At 65.5% G+C, this 16832-nt stretch carries 15 protein-coding genes and 1 tRNA gene; 3 read left to right on the top strand and 13 right to left on the bottom strand.

What is annotated here, in order from left to right; genetic code table 11:
• The coding region (locus tag CZ674_RS14385) for a hypothetical protein (RefSeq protein ID WP_234988496.1) at positions 1 to 219 on the top strand (219 nt) is incomplete at its 5' end.
• Positions 220 to 287: 68 nt separating this feature from the next.
• Here CZ674_RS14385 and prfA read toward each other — a convergent pair.
• The 6 genes from prfA to argS all read right to left on the bottom strand — a co-directional run bounded on the left by prfA (position 288) and on the right by argS (position 9115).
• Entirely contained in the window at positions 288 to 1367 is a 1080-nt protein-coding gene (gene prfA / locus CZ674_RS07505; protein WP_086991913.1) for a peptide chain release factor 1, read from the bottom strand.
• 6 nt (positions 1368 to 1373) lie between these two features.
• A complete protein-coding gene (rho, locus tag CZ674_RS07500; protein ID WP_143244677.1) occupies positions 1374 to 3653 on the bottom strand; it encodes a transcription termination factor Rho in 2280 nt (759 codons plus the stop codon).
• A gap of 156 nt (positions 3654 to 3809) precedes the next feature.
• Positions 3810 to 4748, bottom strand: coding sequence for a homoserine kinase (thrB, locus tag CZ674_RS07495; RefSeq protein WP_086991912.1), 939 nt, complete (start codon positions 4746 to 4748; stop codon positions 3810 to 3812).
• 2 nt (positions 4749 to 4750) lie between these two features.
• The gene (locus CZ674_RS07490) at positions 4751 to 6052 is read right to left on the bottom strand and encodes a homoserine dehydrogenase (protein WP_086991911.1); all 1302 of its coding nucleotides are present in this window, start codon (positions 6050 to 6052) and stop codon (positions 4751 to 4753) included.
• The gene (gene lysA / locus CZ674_RS07485) at positions 6049 to 7446 is read right to left on the bottom strand and encodes a diaminopimelate decarboxylase (RefSeq protein WP_234988495.1); all 1398 of its coding nucleotides are present in this window, start codon (positions 7444 to 7446) and stop codon (positions 6049 to 6051) included. The genes CZ674_RS07490 and lysA overlap by 4 nt, the downstream gene beginning before the upstream one ends.
• 10 nt (positions 7447 to 7456) lie before the next feature.
• A complete protein-coding gene (gene argS, locus CZ674_RS07480; RefSeq protein WP_086991910.1) occupies positions 7457 to 9115 on the bottom strand; it encodes an arginine--tRNA ligase in 1659 nt (552 codons plus the stop codon).
• Between the two features lie 23 nt (positions 9116 to 9138).
• On the opposite strand from argS, the gene CZ674_RS07475 reads away from it, so the two are divergent.
• Positions 9139 to 9735 carry a hypothetical protein gene (locus tag CZ674_RS07475; RefSeq protein ID WP_086991909.1) on the top strand — a complete coding sequence of 199 codons (597 nt, stop codon included), beginning with the start codon at positions 9139 to 9141 and terminating at the stop codon, positions 9733 to 9735.
• 10 nt (positions 9736 to 9745) lie between these two features.
• On the opposite strand, the gene CZ674_RS07470 is transcribed toward CZ674_RS07475, so the two are convergent.
• The 7 genes from CZ674_RS07470 to CZ674_RS07440 form a co-directional block, all read right to left on the bottom strand.
• Positions 9746 to 10546: a transglutaminase-like domain-containing protein gene (locus tag CZ674_RS07470; RefSeq protein ID WP_200810060.1), complete on the bottom strand. Its 801-nt coding sequence runs from the start codon at positions 10544 to 10546 to the stop codon at positions 9746 to 9748.
• A 163-nt stretch (positions 10547 to 10709) separates the two neighbouring features.
• Positions 10710 to 10783: transfer RNA gene (locus CZ674_RS07465), tRNA-Arg, on the bottom strand.
• Between the two features lie 450 nt (positions 10784 to 11233).
• Positions 11234 to 11569: an MmcQ/YjbR family DNA-binding protein gene (locus CZ674_RS07460; protein ID WP_086991907.1), complete on the bottom strand. Its 336-nt coding sequence runs from the start codon at positions 11567 to 11569 to the stop codon at positions 11234 to 11236.
• Entirely contained in the window at positions 11559 to 11951 is a 393-nt protein-coding gene (locus tag CZ674_RS14520; protein ID WP_268802391.1) for an FAD-binding protein, read from the bottom strand. The genes CZ674_RS07460 and CZ674_RS14520 overlap by 11 nt, the downstream gene beginning before the upstream one ends.
• Positions 11941 to 13215: an FAD-dependent oxidoreductase gene (locus tag CZ674_RS07450; protein WP_086991905.1), complete on the bottom strand. Its 1275-nt coding sequence runs from the start codon at positions 13213 to 13215 to the stop codon at positions 11941 to 11943. The genes CZ674_RS14520 and CZ674_RS07450 overlap by 11 nt, the downstream gene beginning before the upstream one ends.
• Positions 13216 to 13510: 295 nt before the next feature.
• Positions 13511 to 14290, bottom strand: coding sequence for an acetoin reductase (locus tag CZ674_RS07445; RefSeq protein WP_086991904.1), 780 nt, complete (start codon positions 14288 to 14290; stop codon positions 13511 to 13513).
• A gap of 416 nt (positions 14291 to 14706) precedes the next feature.
• Positions 14707 to 15282, bottom strand: a complete 576-nt coding sequence (locus tag CZ674_RS07440; protein WP_086991903.1) for a recombinase family protein — start codon at positions 15280 to 15282, stop codon at positions 14707 to 14709.
• 377 nt (positions 15283 to 15659) lie between these two features.
• On the opposite strand from CZ674_RS07440, the gene CZ674_RS07435 reads away from it, so the two are divergent.
• Positions 15660 to 16787: a DDE-type integrase/transposase/recombinase gene (locus CZ674_RS07435; protein WP_234988494.1), complete on the top strand. Its 1128-nt coding sequence runs from the start codon at positions 15660 to 15662 to the stop codon at positions 16785 to 16787.
• The last annotated feature ends 45 nt before the right edge of the window (positions 16788 to 16832 follow it).

Genomic DNA, 16832 nt, shown 5'->3' with positions numbered 1-16832 from the left:
CCCTTCTGTGGCCATACAACCACTCTCAAGTGTCCGCGTCACCGGGGCAAGTCCAAAGCGCACCACGTCAGATGGTGGTCACACGGCGGCAGAACCGACCTCGACAACGGCATCAACCTCTGCAACTTCCATCACCATCAGGTGCATCAACAACATCTCGACATCGTCCGAGACCCACCGACCCAGAAATGGAAAGCAGTCAGGGTCATCCGCAGATGATGCCGCAGATGATGCCGCAGATGATCCCTGACTGCTTGTGCTCCGGGCTTGTTGCTCGCCCGGTCTCGCTAGTTGTCTTCGCCGAGTGCGGCGAGGCGCTCCTCTTCATCGGCACTGATGCAGCTGTCGATGACAGGCTGCAGCGCGCCATTGATGACTTGGTCGAGGTTGTACGCCTTGTAGCCGGTGCGGTGGTCGGCAATGCGGTTCTCGGGGAAGTTGTAGGTGCGGATGCGCTCCGAGCGGTCCATGCCACGGATCTGGCTCTTGCGAGCATCGGATGCGGCAGCGGCGATCTCTTCCTGCTGCTTCGCGAGGATGCGTGCACGCAGCACGCGCATGCCCGCCTCACGGTTCTGCAGCTGGCTCTTCTCGTTCTGCATCGCAACGACGATTCCCGTCGGAAGGTGCGTGATGCGCACTGCCGAGTCGGTCGTGTTCACGCTCTGGCCGCCAGGACCCGATGACCGATACACATCGATCTTGAGGTCGTTCTGGCTGATCTCGACCTCTTCGGGTTCGTCGACCTCCGGAAACACGAGCACGCCTGTCGTCGAGGTGTGGATTCGTCCCTGAGTCTCGGTGGCCGGCACTCGCTGCACGCGGTGCACGCCGCCTTCGTACTTCAGCGACGCCCACACGCCCTCTGCGGGGTCGTTCGACGACGACTTGATCGCGACCTGCACGTCTTTGTAGCCGCCCATGTCGCTCGCAGTCGCCTCGAGCATCTCGACCTTCCAGCCGCGGTCGGCCGCATAGTGCTCGTACATGCGCAGCAGGTCGGCTGCGAAGAGTGCTGACTCCTCGCCGCCTTCGCCGCCCTTGATCTCCATGATGACGTCACGGCCGTCGTCGGGGTCACGCGGAATCAGCAGCCGGCGCAGGTGCTCCTCGGTCTCGTGCGATGCCTGCTCGAGTCCGGGAATCTCCTCTGCGAACGCCTCGTCTTCACGCGCCAGCTCGCGTGCTGCGTCAAGGTCGCCGACAGCAGACTGCCAGCGCTCGTACGCAGCTTTGATCTGGTTCAGCTCGGCATAGCGCCGGTTGACCTTCTTCGCGCGGCCCTGATCTGAGTGCAGAGCAGGATCAGCCAGCTGCTGCTCGATGTCAGCGTGCTCGACCAGCAGCCCTTCGACATTCTCGAACACGTCCGGTCACTCCTTGTCGGCGCCGGGAATCGACTTCTGCACCTTCACGAGGAACTCGACGTTCGACGAGGTCTCTCCGAGGCTGCGAAGCACGACATCGAGTGCCTTCTGCTGGTCGACGCCAGCGAGGGCGCGACGCAGCTTCCACATGACCTTGGTCTCGTCGTCACCGAGCAGCATCTCCTCGCGGCGCGTGCCGGATGCGGTGACATCGACCGCAGGGAAGATGCGCTTGTCAGCCAGCTGACGTGAGAGGCGCAGCTCCATGTTGCCTGTGCCCTTGAACTCTTCGAAGATCACTTCGTCCATGCGCGAGCCGGTCTCGACCAGCGCGGTGGCGAGAATCGTCAGCGAGCCGCCCTCTTCGAGGTTGCGAGCAGCGCCGAAGAACTTCTTCGGCGGGTACAGCGCGCTCGAGTCGACGCCACCCGACAGCACGCGACCCGAAGCCGGTGCCGAGAGGTTGTAGGCGCGTCCGAGGCGGGTGATGCCATCGAGCAGCACGACCACGTCGTGACCCAGCTCGACGAGGCGCTTGGCACGCTCGATCGCAAGCTCGGCCACCGTCGTGTGATCCTCTGCAGGACGGTCGAACGTCGAGGCGATGACCTCGCCCTTCGTCGTGCGCTCGAAGTCGGTGACCTCTTCGGGACGCTCGTCGACGAGCACAATCATGAGGTGAGCCTCAGGGTTGTTCTCGGCGATTGCATTTGCGATCGACTGCAGGATCACGGTCTTGCCCGACTTGGGCGGTGCGACGATGAGTCCGCGCTGGCCCTTGCCGATCGGCGAGACCATGTCGATCAGACGAGTCGAGAGCTTCGAAGCCTCAGTCTCGAGACGGTAGCGCTCCTGCGGGTACACGGGAGTCAGATCGTTGAAGTCGACGCGGTTGGCGTTCTCTTCTGCCGTCTTGCCGTTGATGGTGTCGACCTTGGCCAGCGCGTTGTACTTCTGACGCGAGTTCTGGTGGTCGCCCTCACGAGGCTGCTTGATCGATCCGACGACAGCGTCGCCCTTGCGGAGGTTGTACTTCTTGACCTGGCCGAGCGAGACGTACACGTCATTCGCACCGGGAAGGTAGCCCGACGTGCGGACGAACGCGTAGTTGTCGAGCACCTCGAGGATTCCGGCGATCGGAAGCAGCACATCGTCTTCGCGGATCTCGGGATCAGCATCGGCGCTGCGGCGGCTGCGGTCGCGCGTGCGACGGCCCTCGCGGTCGCCACCGTTGTCGTTGTTGCCACCTCGGTCATTGCGGTCATTGCGGTCGTTGCGGTCGTTGTTGTTGCCGCCGCGGTCGTTGTTGTTGCCGCGCTCGTTGCGGTCGTTGCCCGACTTGTTGTCGTCACGGCCGTTGCGCCCACGACGACGACGGCCACGGCCCTCGTTCGAATCGTCATCGCTGTCGTCGGACTTCGAGTCGTTGCGGTCGTTGCCGTTGTTGCCGCGATCGTCGGAGTTGCCTCCGCGTCCGCGTCGGCTGCGCGAGCGACCGCTGCCACCCTCACTGCTCTCGTCATTCGAGCTGCTGTCATCTGAGCCGCTGCTGTTGGCGTTGTTGCTGTTGCCGTTGTCGTCGGATGCGCCATTGGCATCGTCGCGACGGCTGTCGCCGCGGCCACGGCTGCGGCGTGTGCGCGAACGACTGCTGGTCTGCTTGTCGCTGTCGTCGGCAGAGTCGTTCGAGTTGTCGTTCGACGAGTTGTCGTTCGACTCGTCCTTGGCAGCGCCACCGGCCGGTGCCTCGGTTGCGGGTGCGTCAGCAGCAGATGCTTCGGCAACGGGTGCTTCGGCTGCGGGTGCATCTGCGGCAGGTGCGTCAGGAGCGGCGCCGCTCTCAGCCTGCTGCTTGGCAGCCTCTTCTGCAGCCTTGTCAGCCTCGATCTGAGCCTTCGTGCGACGCGGACGACGCGTCTTCGGCTTCTCTTCAGCAGCTTCAGCAGCTGCAGCTGGCGCCGCATCGCTGCCGGCTGTCTGCTGGGCCTGCTGCTTCGCAGCCTCTTCCGCAGCCTTGTCAGCCTCGATCTGAGCCTTCGTGCGACGCGGACGACGCGTCTTCGGCTTCTCTTCTGCGGGCTGCTCGGCGGTGCCTGCAGCTTCGGCGCCGGACGTCTCGGCGCTTGCAGCTTCAGCAGCGGCAGCTTCAGTCACGCTCTTGGTCGTGGCTCGACGGGTGCGGCGCTTGGGCGCTTCGGCTGCCTGGCTCTCGGCCGGCTGGCTTTCGGGGGACGACGCGTCGTTGTTCTGCGCGTCGGATTCTGTAGGCGTCTGCTCGCTTGTCATAGTTCGCGAGTGCTCCTTCTTATTGTGATGTGGCCGCCAAGACTGTGGGCGGCGAAATGTGGATCGAACAGCAACGGCTGCATCCCGGGTGCGTGAGCGCCTGGGCGAAAAATTGCAGATCAGGCTCGATTCGAAGAAAACTCCACCAGAGGGCGACTAAGGCCGCTCGCTCGTCGGGAGCACCTCAACTGTACCACCCGAGCTGTCGACGCCCAGCAGCAGGGCTTCCCAGCCTCCTGCATCGCCGACGGTCTTCGCGACAGCGAGTCGTGACTGCTCGTCGCCGCACATGACGAGCACGCTCGGTCCGGCACCCGAGACGACTGCCGCATGGCCATCGGCGCGAAGCCGTGCGATCAGATCGCTCGACGCCTGCATCGCAGGTGCGCGGTATCCCTGGTGCAGGCGGTCCTCTGTAGCCGGCATCAGCATGTCGGGGCTCTGCGTCAGCGCCGCAACCAGCAGCGCCGCACGGCTCACGTTGAACACCGCATCGATGTGCGGCACGGTCTCGGGCTGCAGAGCTCGCGCCTTTTCGGTCGACAGCTGTTCGCCGGGAACCGCCAGCAGCAGACACACATCCGGGTGCACATCCAGCTGCTTGTGGTGCGGCACGCCGTCGTCGGTCCAGGCGATCGTCAGACCTCCGAAGAGCGCAGGAGCAACATTGTCGGGATGCCCCTCCAGCTCAGTCGCAAGGGCCAGCAGGTCGTCGTCCGACAGGTCGACGACACCGCTCAGCAGTCCCTTGGCCGCCAGCACGCCGGCCACGATCGCGGCGCCGGAGGAGCCCATCCCGCGTCCGTGCGGAATCCGGTTGACTGCATGCATCCGAAGCCCCGGCGCCTCGACGCCGGCCGCCTGCAGCACATGAATCAGCGACGCAGCAATCAGGTTGGTCTCGTCGCCTGCGACCTCACCGGCTCCGATGCCCTCGATCTCGACGTGCACACCGGGCGTGTCGACAGCTTCTGCCTCGAGCCCGCTGATCAGGTCGAGGGCCAGGCCGAGCGAATCGAAGCCGGGCCCGAGGTTGGCACTGGTGGCAGGAACATGCACCCGCACACGCCGACCGACGGGAACAGCCCGGCTCACGCTCAGACCGCCTCGGCGCGGATGAACGACCGCACCTCCACGACGTCGTCGTGCTGGCGCAGCTGCTCAAGCACCGTCTGCACGAGCGACTCGCGGGCCTGGTGGGTTCCGACGACGAGCGTCGCGATGCCCTCGTCTGAGATGCGCTGCTCGAGCGACTCCATCGAGACGCCGTGCTCGCCGAACTTGCCGGCGATGCGCGCCATGACACCGGGCTGGTCCTTGACGTCGATCGTCACCTGGTAGCGGGTCACGACCGCACTCATCGGCGCAACCGGCAGGTGCGCACTGACACCCGGGTGCAGCGCCTGGCCGCCTGCGACACGACGGCGCGAGAGCGAGACGAGGTCGCCGAGCACCGCACTCGCAGTCTCGACGCCACCTGCACCGGCACCGTAGAACATCAGGTCGCCGGCAGCCTCAGCCTCGATGAAGATCGCGTTCTTCGCCTCGTGCACGGCAGCCAGCGGGTGGTCCTTCGCGACGAGCGCCGGGTACACGCGAGCGTTGACGCTCTCGGAGCCGTCGTCAGCGAACACGCGCTCGCAGATCGCGAGCAGCTTGATGACCTGGTCGTCCTTCTCGGCCTGCGCGACAGTCTCTGCGGTCACGCCGGTGATGCCCTCACGGTGCACGGATGCGACAGGCACCTCGGTGTGGAACGCGAGCGAAGCAAGAATGGTCGCCTTGCTGGCTGCGTCAAAGCCCTCGATGTCGGCAGTCGGGTCGGCCTCGGCATAGCCGAGCTCGGTCGCGACGCGCAGCGCCTCGTCGAGCGTTGCGCCCTCGCGATGCATCTTGTCGAGGATGTAGTTGGTCGTGCCGTTGACGATGCCCATGACGCGCATGACGCGGTCGCCCGCGAGCGACGCGTCGAGCGGCCGGATGATCGGAATCGCACCGCCGACAGCAGCTTCGTAGAGCAGCATCGCACCGGAGGCAGAAGCCGCGGCGCGCAGCTCGGGACCGTGGGCGGCGACGAGCGCCTTGTTGGCCGTCACAACGTCGACGCCGCGTTCGAGCGACCGCAGCACGAGTGCGCGAGCGGGGTCGATGCCGCCCATCAGCTCGACGACGACGTCGCTGCCGTCGACGAGGGCGTCGATGTCGCTCGTGAGCAGATCCTTCGGAAGATCGACGTCGCGGGGCGCATCCAGGTTGCGCACGCCGATGCCGACCAGCTCGAGGCGAGCGCCGACGCGCACCTCATACGTGTCGGCACGCTCCAGCAGGAGCCTTGCCACCTGGGATCCGACGCTTCCTGCGCCCAGCAGCGCTACGCGCAGACTGCGGTTCTCGTTCACGAATTCTCCTTCGATGCTGTCGATGCTGCATCTGCTCCGACGTCGCGCGCCAGCAGATCGCTGATGGTCTCGGGCCGCACGATCAGCTGTGCGCCCGCCTCGCTCACCGCGACGATACCCGGCCGCGGTGTCATGTTGTAGTTGCTCGAGAGCGAGTGGCAGTACGCACCGGTCGCGGCGACCGCGAGCAGGTCTCCCCTGCCGACGTCGCCGGGCAGCCATTCTGCGTCGACGACGATGTCGCCCGACTCGCAGTGCATGCCGACGACCCGGGTGACGACGGGATCGGCATCGGATGCGCGCGAGACGATGCGCGCCGAGTACTGGGCCTCGTAAAGCGCAGGGCGCGCGTTGTCGCTCATGCCTCCGTCGACCGACACGTAGACGCGCTCGCCTTCGGGCACGGCAACCGGCTTCACGGTGCCGACTTCGTAGAGCGTGATGCCCGCGGTGCCGACGATCGAGCGACCGGGCTCGAAGCACAGCTTCGGCTGCTCGATCTGCAGCCGCTCGCACTCCTCGCGGACCGCCGCTGCGAGCTCTGCGGCAAACGCCTCGAGGTCGATGTCTGGCTCTCCGGCTGTGTAGCGAATGCCGAAGCCGCCGCCGAGGTTCAGCTCTGGGACGTCGCCGTCTGCCAGCAGACTCGCGTGCAGGGCCAGCATCCGTCTTGCCGCTTCGACGAACCCGTCGCTGGCGACGATCTGGGACCCGATGTGGGTGTGCAGACCCAGCAGTTTCAGGCTCGGAAGCTCGCGGATGCGCGCCACGAGTGCAGGCGCATCGGCTGCGGCGACACCGAACTTCTGGTCTTCGTGACTGGTCGCGAGGTACTCGTGCGTCGATGCGTGCACGCCGATCGAGACCCGAAGCCGCACCGCCTGCACGGTGCCCGCCGCTGCGGCGAACTCTGCGACTCGCTCGATCTCCTCTGGCGAGTCGCAGACGATCGAGCCGAGACCAGCGCCAACGGCCGTCTCAAGCTCAATGTCTGACTTGTTGTTGCCGTGGAACCCCATGTGTGCGGCGGGCACCCCCGCAACCTGCGCGACCGTGAACTCTCCGAGTGAGCAGACATCGACGCGAAGGCCCTCTGCATGCATCCACCGGGCGACGTCAGTCGTCAGCAGTGCCTTGCCCGCGTAGTAGACCGCGACATCGCCGAATGCCGATTCGAACGTCTGCCTGGTGGTGCGGGCCCGATCACGAACCTGGTCTTCGTCGATCACGAGCAACGGCGTGCCGAACTCGGCTGCCAGCGACGTGAGCGGCATGCCTCGCAGCGTGGCCTCCTCGCCCGGTCGATCGATCGCATCAGGCCAGACTCCCGGCGAGAACGCGTTCGCGTCGTCGACAGAAGCCAGGTGGGGAGCCAGCGGTGTGGTGTCGGTCACGGATGCCCTTCTACATGCGGTCTGGTGCGCTGACGCCGAGGCGTCCGAGTGCGCTCTTGACGACAACCGCGACGGCGTCGTTGAGCCACAGGCGCGTGCGGTGGTCTGCGGTGATCTCGTCGTCGCCCTTCGGAACGATGCGGCGCGCGTCGTACCAGCGGTGGTAGAGGCCGGCGATCTCTTCGACATAGCGGGCGACGCGGTGCGGCTCTCGGAGCACTGCGGCCGTGTTGAGGATTCGCGGATACTCGGCGAGCGCACCCAGCAGAGCCGATTCGGTCTCGTGGTCGAGCAGGGATGCGTCGAACTCAGACCGGTCGACGCCAGCCTGGGCGGCATTGCGGGCGACAGCCTGCGTGCGAGCGTGCGCGTACTGCACGTAGTACACGGGGTTGTCGTTCGTGCGCTTCTTCAGCAGCTCGAGGTCGATGTCGAGCGGCGTGTCTGCGCTCGAGCGCTCGAGTGAGTAGCGGGCTGCGTCGACGCCGACTGCATCGACGAGATCGTCCATCGTCACGATCGTGCCTGCGCGCTTCGACATGCGAACGGGCTTGCCGTCCTGCAGGAGGTTGACCATCTGGCCGATCAGCAGCTGGAGGTTGTCGCCTGGCGTGTCGCCGAACGCAGCGCACATGGCCATCATGCGACCCACATAGCCGTGGTGGTCGGCGCCGAGCATGATGATGCACTGGTCGAAGCCGCGCTCGCGCTTGTTGAGGTAGTAGGCGAGGTCGCCTGAGAAGTACGCCGGTGCACCGTTGGAGCGCACGATGACGCGATCCTTGTCGTCGCCGAAGTCGGTCGTGCGCAGCCACGTCGCACCGTCGTTCTCGAAGATGTGGCCGAGCTCGCGCAGCCGCTCGATCGCACGCTCGACATCGCCGTTGGCCTGCACGTCGTGCTCGTGGAAGTACACGTCGAACTCGACGCCGAAGTCGGCGAGGTCCTGCTTGATCTCGCCGAACATGAGCGCGACGCCCTCTGCCCGGAACACCTCCTGCAGGTGCTCGGGACTGAGCGCTGCGAGGTCGCCGTCGTGCGCATCCGCCACTCGCTTCGCGATGTCGTGGATGTACTGGCCGCCGTAGCCGTCTTCGGGAGCCGCCTCGCCCAGGTGCGCCGCCATGAGGCTCTTGGCGAACCGGTCGATCTGGGCGCCGTGGTCGTTGAAGTAGTACTCGCGGGTCACGCTCGCGCCCTGCGACTCGAGCACGCGGGCCAGCGCATCGCCAGCGGCAGCCCAGCGCGTGCCGCCCATGTGGATGGGGCCCGTCGGGTTCGCCGACACGAACTCGAGGTTGATCTTCTTGTCGGCCAGCGCATCCGATGCTCCGTATGCCTCGCCCGCGTCGACGATCGTGCGCGCAAGCTCGCCGGCTGCGGCAGCGTCGAGCACGATGTTGATGAACCCGGGGCCTGCGACCTCGGTCTTCGCGACGCCTTCGATCCTGCCGAGCTCGTCGGCGAGCTCCTGCGCGAGCTCACGCGGGTTGGTGCCGACGCGCTTCGCGAACCGCATCGCCACATTCGTCGACCAGTCGCCGTGCTCGCGCTGACGCGGACGCTCGAGCACGATGTCGCTCGCAGACACCGTCACCTCGGAGTTGCGGGCCGGAATGATTCGGCTGGCGGCAGACAACACGGCATTCGACAAGTCGGCAGGATTCATGCAGTCAATCCTATTGTTGAAGCATGCGTACTCGTGCACTGCTCCCGCTCGCCCTCTTCGCAGCCGCCGCACTCGGTCTCACCGGATGCCAGGCCGGACTGCTCGCGCCCACTCCGAGCGAGACCGAAGTCGCCCCCAGCGGAGCCGCTCCTGTCGAGAGCCCGTCAGCGGAGGCGTCCGAAGAGTCGCCCGAGGAGTCGCCGAGCGAGGGCGAGCCTGACGAGGCTCCGTCGCAGGAGCCGCTCTCCCCCGGCGAAGCGGTCGACTTCACCTGCGAGTCGCTCTTCACGCTGCAGCAGCTCTACGAGTACGACCCCAACTTCACGCCGTCGAACGAGGCGCCCGCCGAGCTGCCGGCCGCATTCAGCGCGATCGCCGATGCCGGCGGCCTGGTGTGCGCATTCCAGCACGTGACAGCGGGTGCCGTGCTGCTCGTGGGCGTCGCGCCGGAGGATGCCGACCTCGGCGAGGCCAGCGGCTACACGAACAACGGGGTCATAGGAACCGAGACCGCTGAGGCCGGCGAGTACGTCATCGCCGTGGGCTCGGATCGCTTCGGCACAGAAGGCGACGCAGCGGGCCTGCTCCAGCAGGTCAGCGGCAACGTCACGGCTGAGTGAGCCTCGGGCCTCAGGTCAGCTGAATCCACTCGGTCACGGGCTCGATCTCGTGCGGCTCGTCAGCACTGGCCTGCACGCTCAGGCTCACGAACTCGACGCCGCTGCCGCTGTTGGTGACCCACGCCGTCTCCTGGGCGTCGAGGCCTGTCGCGATGCGCACCATCGGCTTCCTCGGCGCAAGCCTCGTCGAGTCGATGACCCACCAGGCGTCGTCGACGAACACCTCGGCGACTGCGTGGAAGTCCTGCGGCACCAGGCCCGGCGCGAACACACTCACATAGCGCGCGGGAATCCCGAGCGCCCTGGCGAGAGCGATGACGACATGCGTGTAGTCGCGGCACATGCCGCCTGACTTTCGCAGTGTGTCAGTCGCCGAGTCGTCGAGTGCCGACAGCTCGGGCCGGTAGCTGAAGCCGCGCGCGATCCATCGCACGATCGACTCGATCTGGGTGCGCTGCGTGCTGACGCCCTCGCGTCCGCCTCCGAATCGCTCGCTCGCGAAGTCGCGCACCGCGTCGACGTCGACATAGCGCGACGACCGCAGGTAGCGCTCCGTGCTCTCGGCCTCGATCGGGGCGATGTGGCCCGCGACCTCGGCAGTGAGGGCGACGCTCATCTCGCCCTCGGGCGTCGTGAGCGTGATCTCCTGTGCGCCGTGGCGCGTCTCGCCCGTCTGCATCGTGGTCAGCTCGCCGTCGTGCCGCACCTGCAGCTTGAGCTCGGCACGGTACGGCAGAGCAGGGGTGACCAGCAGGCTGAAGTCGGTGTCCATCTTCGCCCGCAGCGTGAATGAGGCTTCAAGTCTTCGCACGGGGCAAGTGTGGCACAGACGAGCCCTTGTCTCCCCACCCGTACGGTCCTCCCTACGGTGATTGAAGAGCGCCACGGGCGCGTCTCGAAACCACACGCACCTGTCAGTGGTTTCGAGACGCCGCTCCGCGGCTCCTCAACCACCGTTCATCGGGCATGAAAAGCGCCCCGAGCAGGATTCGAACCTACATCCTTCTGCTCCGGGGGGCAGACGCTCTATCCCCTGAGCTATGGGGGCTCGGGAGGCTCTTACTCCCGACTCCCCTAGCTCAAGAATCAACGCGATCATCACGTCTGTGGAACCAGCTAGCCGATCGAGGCGATAGGCCAACAGCACGTCACCGGTTCGCAGTTACCTGCGGCACTCGATCCATTCGGGCGATCCCGCACTGCCCAGCATCTAAGAAGACGCGCTCAGCGCCAGCGGTAGTGAGCACGCCGAGCTCCATTCCCGTGTCCTGTTCGGTTGTCGACGTGCGCACGTATCCGATCAGCGGCATGTGGCAGGAGTGCCACAAACTGTGACTTCGACCGCTGAATGGCGGGGTTCTTTCGATGCTCAATGGCGGTCGCCGCCCCTGCGGGGCGACGTCCGCCGGGGTCGGCGTTCCGGAAGCCGGTCCTCGAACAAGACACCCGGGTCATGACTGCCCCAACAACGTCGGCGACTTTAAGGTCTGCCTCCTTGTTACCTGGGGCCGGCTCGTAGTCGTTTGGGTGCGCGGGCTTCCCACGCTTCGGTGAGAAGCTCCGACAATTCCTCGATATCGACCTCGTCAAGTCGGATCAAGACGCTCGCGTGCCCGTTGTAGTGGTCAGTGGTGAAGAACTTCTTGGGGTCGGCTTCGAGGAGAGCCTCCCGTTCGCCCAAGTCTTGGCACCAGCAGACCAGCACGCCGGGCTCTTCGTGCATGCGAGCGAAGATCTTCCCTCCGACGTAGAACGCCGCGGTGCCGTAGGAGGTCCGCTCGGACACCTCGGGCAGAGCGGTGGCCAATCGGCGGACATCGTCCTCAGTGCTCATGACCACTGTCTCCTGTCGCAGCGTGGGCCCCGGCTAGCCAGCCGAACGTCATCGCCAAGCCCAAGGTCATTCCGGAGGACAGGATGGCTGGACCGATCGGCGCCGCAGCCACGTTCCCAGCAGCGAACAGCCCCTCGATCGGGTGACCGGTCCAGTCCAGTACCCGGCCGCGCCCATCGATGACCGGCCCGCCCTTGGTCCCCACCGCGCCGGGCGTGATGGGCAGGGCGAAGAACGGCGGCTCCTCGAGCGTCCCGAGGTTCGGGTGTGGGCCATCTGGATCACCAAGGGCACGTTCGTAGGCCGTCTCACCGCGCCCGTACAGGCTGTCGCGCCCGGCTGTGGCGTCACGGTTGAACGCCTTCACCGTCTCAGTCAGCACGGCAGGGTCGAGACTGATCTGGTCGGCCAGACCGGTGAGGGTGTCCGCAACCGCCACGCCGTCGGGCCACGGCGCGCCGGGGCCTGCACCGGCCAGTGGGTAGCGGGCCCGGTATCGAGAATCGCCGATCACGAACGCCGGCAGGTTCGCCGGGCTGCCCGTCGCTCGCGCCCGAGGCCAACGCCCAGGCGCAGTTGTGGCTGGCTTCGTTGACGAACCGTCGCCCGGCGGTGTTGACCCAGATCGTATGCGGCAGCGCCCGCTCGGCCAGCATGATCTCCGCTCGCTTGGTCGATGACTCACCCCAGGTTTGGTCGGTTGGGACCACCGGCCAGTACCAAGCCTCCGAGAGGTGGGCGAGGCTGGCTCCGGCCTGGGCGGCCAGCCGCAGTCCGTCACCCGCCGCGACGGGAGGGCTGGCCGGCACCGTGGTGGGTATCGTCAGCAGGTTCTCGACGAGCTCGCGGTCGTGCTCGAAGCCTCCCGTGGCCAGGATCACTCCACCCCGGACGCGGAGGCGATGCTCGGTGCCGTCGGCATCGAGCACGACACCAGCCGCACGGCCGTTCTCGGTCTCGATGGTGCTGAGGCGGGCCGAGCGGATCAGGCCCACTCCGGCGTCGATGCACCCCCGCAGCAGCCCAATGACCAGTCCGACGCCGAGAGTCACCTCACCGCGACTCATCCGCCGCTCAATCAACTCACCTGGAGGTGCGCCGCCGAAGATCATCCGCGACTCGGCCACCTCATCATTGGTCAGCACCGCCGGGTAGGGCGGTGACCACACCCACTCCTGCCAGTCGGCAAATTGTCCGGCGCCCAGGGGTGCCGGTTCAAGATTCCAGCCTTCGGTCGCCTCCGGCGGGGTCAGGCTGTCCGGGCCGCCCATGGCAGTGAACCGAAGCGGCGTGTGCTCCTCTACGAACCGGGCCATCGCTGGTCCCGCGTCCAGGAATGCGTCGATCTTCGACACGGGCCGGCCGATCGAATGCTCCGTGCAGTACGCACGCACATCCTGCCGGGCGGCCTCGGTGACGGTGCCACGGTGATGATGACCGGGCACCCAGACTTGACCGCCAGAAACTGAGGTCGCGCCACCGAACAGTGGAGCAGCCTCAGCCACCAGTACCCGAGCACCAGCTACCGCTGCCGACAGCGCCGCAACCAAGCCCGCGGCACCCGAACCTGCCACGACCACGTCGTAGTCGTCACTCACGTCCTCGACGGCGACAACACCGCCCGACCGGCCGTGCGCTGATTTCATAAGTCCAGTCTCTCAAGTCACACCGACAAGGCCAGCGACGCGCCCACGATCCACCCCCGCGCGCAGGTGACGGCTATGCGTCTCGATAGAGGGGTCCCTCAACGGACCTCTGTCGAACGTCCCGTAAGAGGAACCCTCACCGGACACCACCGCTACTTATCGAGAGGAACGACGGCACGCCTGGCGAGTGAGTCGCAACGGCAAGTGGCGGGGTTTTCGCGCCGGTAAATGGCGGTGCGGCAATTGAGGCGGCTCGATGCAGAGTGGATCGCCCCGGGCCTGGCGGAGGGCTTGATCAGCGGTAGACCAAGCCACCGTCGATCAGCGGGGTCTGACCGGTCATGTAGTCGGAGTCCGGACCGGCCAAGAACGACACGAACTTCGCGACGTCCTCCGGGGTCGACGGGCGCCCGAGCGCGATTCCCCCAGCGTACGTCTTGTAGGTCGCACCAATCTCGGCACCGGTCAGCTCAGCGAACCGCCGGTCGATCTCCTCCCACATGCCGGTTCCTACGATGCCGGGGGAGTAGCCGTTGACCGTGATACCGGCGCTGGCCAGTTCCTTGGCCGCAGTCGAGGTGATCGCTCGCACTGCGTGCTTGGTCGCGGAGTAGAGTCCGAGCATCGGGTAGGTCTCGTGCGCCGCGATGGAGTTCGCGTTGATGATCTTGCCGCCGTGTCCGAGCTCCTTGAACTTGACCGCCGCCACCTGCGTGCCGATGAGCACGCCCTTGACGTTGATGTTGAAGATCGTGTCGAATTCCTTCTCGGTGATCTCTTCGATGCTGTTGACCTGAGCGATCCCGGCGTTGTTCACGATGATGTCGAACCCGCCGAGTTCCTCGACCGTGCGATTGACCGCTGCCTCGAAACCGGCTTTGTCCGTCACATCTCCGCCGATGCTGATCGCCCGGCGACCTTCGGCTTCCACCTTGGTCTGAGTATCGCCGAGGGTATCCCCCTTCAGGTCGAAGAGGGCGAGATCGGCGCCGTCCTGAGCGAGCCGAAGCGCGATGGCCTGACCGATTCCCTGCGCCGCTCCGGTGACGAATGCGACCTTTCCTGCGATTGACATGGTCAACCTTCCTTCCCCTGATTGTTCATTCTTGAACTATGTGTTCTGCGGCAATCGGCATTATAGGAGGCCAAAATCGCCTCATTGGCCGATGTTTTCAGCCTATAGGCCCTGCCCGCGGTTGACGAGCGAAATAAAGATTGCCGAGGCTAACGTTCAGTCGGCTTCACGGCATTCCGTGCAGACAGCTTTGGAAACTGGACGTCCCAGTTCCTTGGTTCTGGGACACCGAAGACGAACATCCGCATCTGTCATTTTCAGGAGCCGGCTGCACGTCCAGCCCCGTGTTCTCGGGGTTGTGCAGTCAGGCTGTTGAACGCTGATCGTTCAGTACTCGTGTGCGCAACGTTGCGAATTGTCAGAAGTCGCCTGCACGAAACGCCCTCGTCCCGGGTGCACAGCAGCCGCCGTCGGTCCTACTCGTTCGCCTCGTCGGTCACCAGTGCCAGGTATCGGTACACGGTGGCCCGGCTGACGCCCAGCAGTTTGGAGATCTCTGGAGGAGTGAGCCCCGCGTGCCGGTACTGGCCGGCCTGCCGGACCTTCTCGCTATCGGGGGTGACGGTCGGTCGGCCACCCTTGCGGCCGCGGGCGGCGGCCGCGGCCAGGCCGGCCCGGGTGCGTTCGGCCAGCTGGTCGCGCTCGAGTTGGGCGAACGCGGACATGACGGTGAGCATAGCTTTGCCCATCGGTCCGGTCGTGGTGATTCCCTCGGTCAGTGACCGGAAGTAGATGCCCTGGGACTCGAGGGAGTCGACGAGGTCGAGTAGCTGTCGGGTGTTGCGGCCCAGCCGGTCGAGCTTCCACACGACCAGCTCGTCCCCGGCCCGGGCGTTGTCCAGCAGTCTCTCCAGCTCCGGGCGCTTGGCCTTCGTCCCGCTGACGCCGTGGTCGGTGTAGACCCTCAGGCACCCCGCGCTTTCGAGGGCATGGATCTGCAGGTCCGCATTCTGCTCCAGTGTGCTGACTCGCGCGTATCCCAGACTTGCCATCCGTACCTCTTCTCAAAAACTCGACCTGTTTCGCCTAGCTGAGACCGTAGCGAATGAGACAGGGTATTGAGACGAAACGCGCTGGCGGCCGCGGTTGGGAAATCGTTGAAATCACGGTCGAACTGGATGCTCGTTCGGTGTGCTTGGGCGAATAGGCCGGGCGTCGCATCAAACGAACGATTGCTGAGGCAACTGGAACGCCGTGCTGTGCATACGACTTCTGGCATTCGTGCAGGCGACTTCTGAAACTGACACCTGTCAGCGCCCGAAGTGGTCGGCACAGATGATGGCGTCATTCAGGGAGCTGTGCGCAGGAGTATGGGTCGTTTTCGCGTCACTACTTGTGCGCATGACCCGACATGTTGTCCCATAGTGGTGTGGACGAAGAGCCGGTCAAGGATGACCGAATTTCTGGGCGCGGTCTGCTGACCGTCCCCGATGCGGCGTGGGAACTGGCCGTGGAGCGGGCTGCGGTTATCGGGCCGCTCGCTGAATCCAGCACGGGCGGATACGCCGTCGACCAGGCGGCCACGAAGCTGGGCATCTCTCGGGAGCGCGTCTATTTCTTGATACGGCTGTGGCGTGGCGGCCAAGGCGCGGTGTCTGATCTCGCCCCTGGCCGCTCCAGTGGGGGCCGTGGAGGGGCCCGTCTGCCTGTCGAGGTGGAGACGATCGTTCGGGAGGTGATCCGCAAGCACTATCTGACGCGTCAACGCAAGACGATCGCTGCTGTGCATCGCGAGATCATTCGGATGTGTCGGCTTCGGGGGCTTCCTGCTCCTTCACGTGGTGCGGTTCGGCGTCGCATCGCCATGCTCGATCCCCGGACGGAGACTGTGGGTCGAGAGGGAAGAGAGGCAGCACGCCCATTGCAATCAGCGGGCGGGGATGCCCCTGCGATTGTCGAAGTGTTGGAGCAGGTACAGATCGATCACACTGTGGTGGATCTGATCGTGGTAGACGAGCAACACCGTCTGCCGATCGGGCGTCCGTATGTGACCGTGGCGATCGACGTGCGTTCACGGAGCATCGTGGGACTGGTGATTACGTTGGAAGCGCCGTCTGCGCTCTCGGTCGGTTTGTGTCTGGCGCACATGCTCACCGACAAACGTGCATCGCTGGAGCGGCTGGGTGTCGAGGTCACGTGGCCGATGTCGGGGAAGCCGCGCGAGCTGTATCTGGACAACGCGTCGGAGTTCAAGAGTGAAGCGCTACGGCGCGGGTGCCAGGAGCACGGGATCGAGTTGAACTATCGGCCTCCAGGGCGTCCGCACTACGGCGGAATCATCGAGCGCGTCATCGGGACGCTGATGGAGATGGTGCACGAGTTGCCAGGCACGACGTTCTCCAACTCTGCTCAGCGCGGAAGCTACGATTCGGACGCCCGAGCCGTCCTGACGGTCACCGAGTTGGAGAAGTGGCTAACCTTGGCGGTCTCCAGCTATCACGGCCAGGTCCACGGCACGACCCGGCAAACCCCACTGGGGCTGTGGACTGGGGTGTGACACTTCTTGTAGACAGTCGTTACCAGGAAGGCACGACAGAGACTC

It is taken from the genome of Agrococcus casei LMG 22410 (genome assembly GCF_900163565.1).
In the GTDB taxonomy this organism is placed as follows: Bacteria; Actinomycetota; Actinomycetes; order Actinomycetales; family Microbacteriaceae; genus Agrococcus; species Agrococcus casei.
The sequence above is the reverse complement of the archived record's forward strand: the minus strand, read 5'-3'. Positions and strand labels throughout refer to the sequence as shown.

Bases quoted from the DNA above. Each gene is read 5' to 3' on its own strand.
- rho (WP_143244677.1), bottom strand. From the start codon at position 3,653: ATGACAAGCGAGCAGACGCCTACAGAATCCGACGCGCAGAACAACGAC.
- argS (WP_086991910.1), bottom strand. From the start codon at position 9,115: ATGAATCCTGCCGACTTGTCGAATGCCGTGTTGTCTGCCGCCAGCCGA.
- CZ674_RS07450 (WP_086991905.1), bottom strand. From the start codon at position 13,215: ATGAAATCAGCGCACGGCCGGTCGGGCGGTGTTGTCGCCGTCGAGGAC.
- CZ674_RS07440 (WP_086991903.1), bottom strand. From the start codon at position 15,282: ATGGCAAGTCTGGGATACGCGCGAGTCAGCACACTGGAGCAGAATGCG.
- CZ674_RS07445 (WP_086991904.1), bottom strand. From the start codon at position 14,290: ATGTCAATCGCAGGAAAGGTCGCATTCGTCACCGGAGCGGCGCAGGGA.
- CZ674_RS07460 (WP_086991907.1), bottom strand. From the start codon at position 11,569: ATGAGCACTGAGGACGATGTCCGCCGATTGGCCACCGCTCTGCCCGAG.
- CZ674_RS07475 (WP_086991909.1), top strand. From the start codon at position 9,139: ATGCGTACTCGTGCACTGCTCCCGCTCGCCCTCTTCGCAGCCGCCGCA.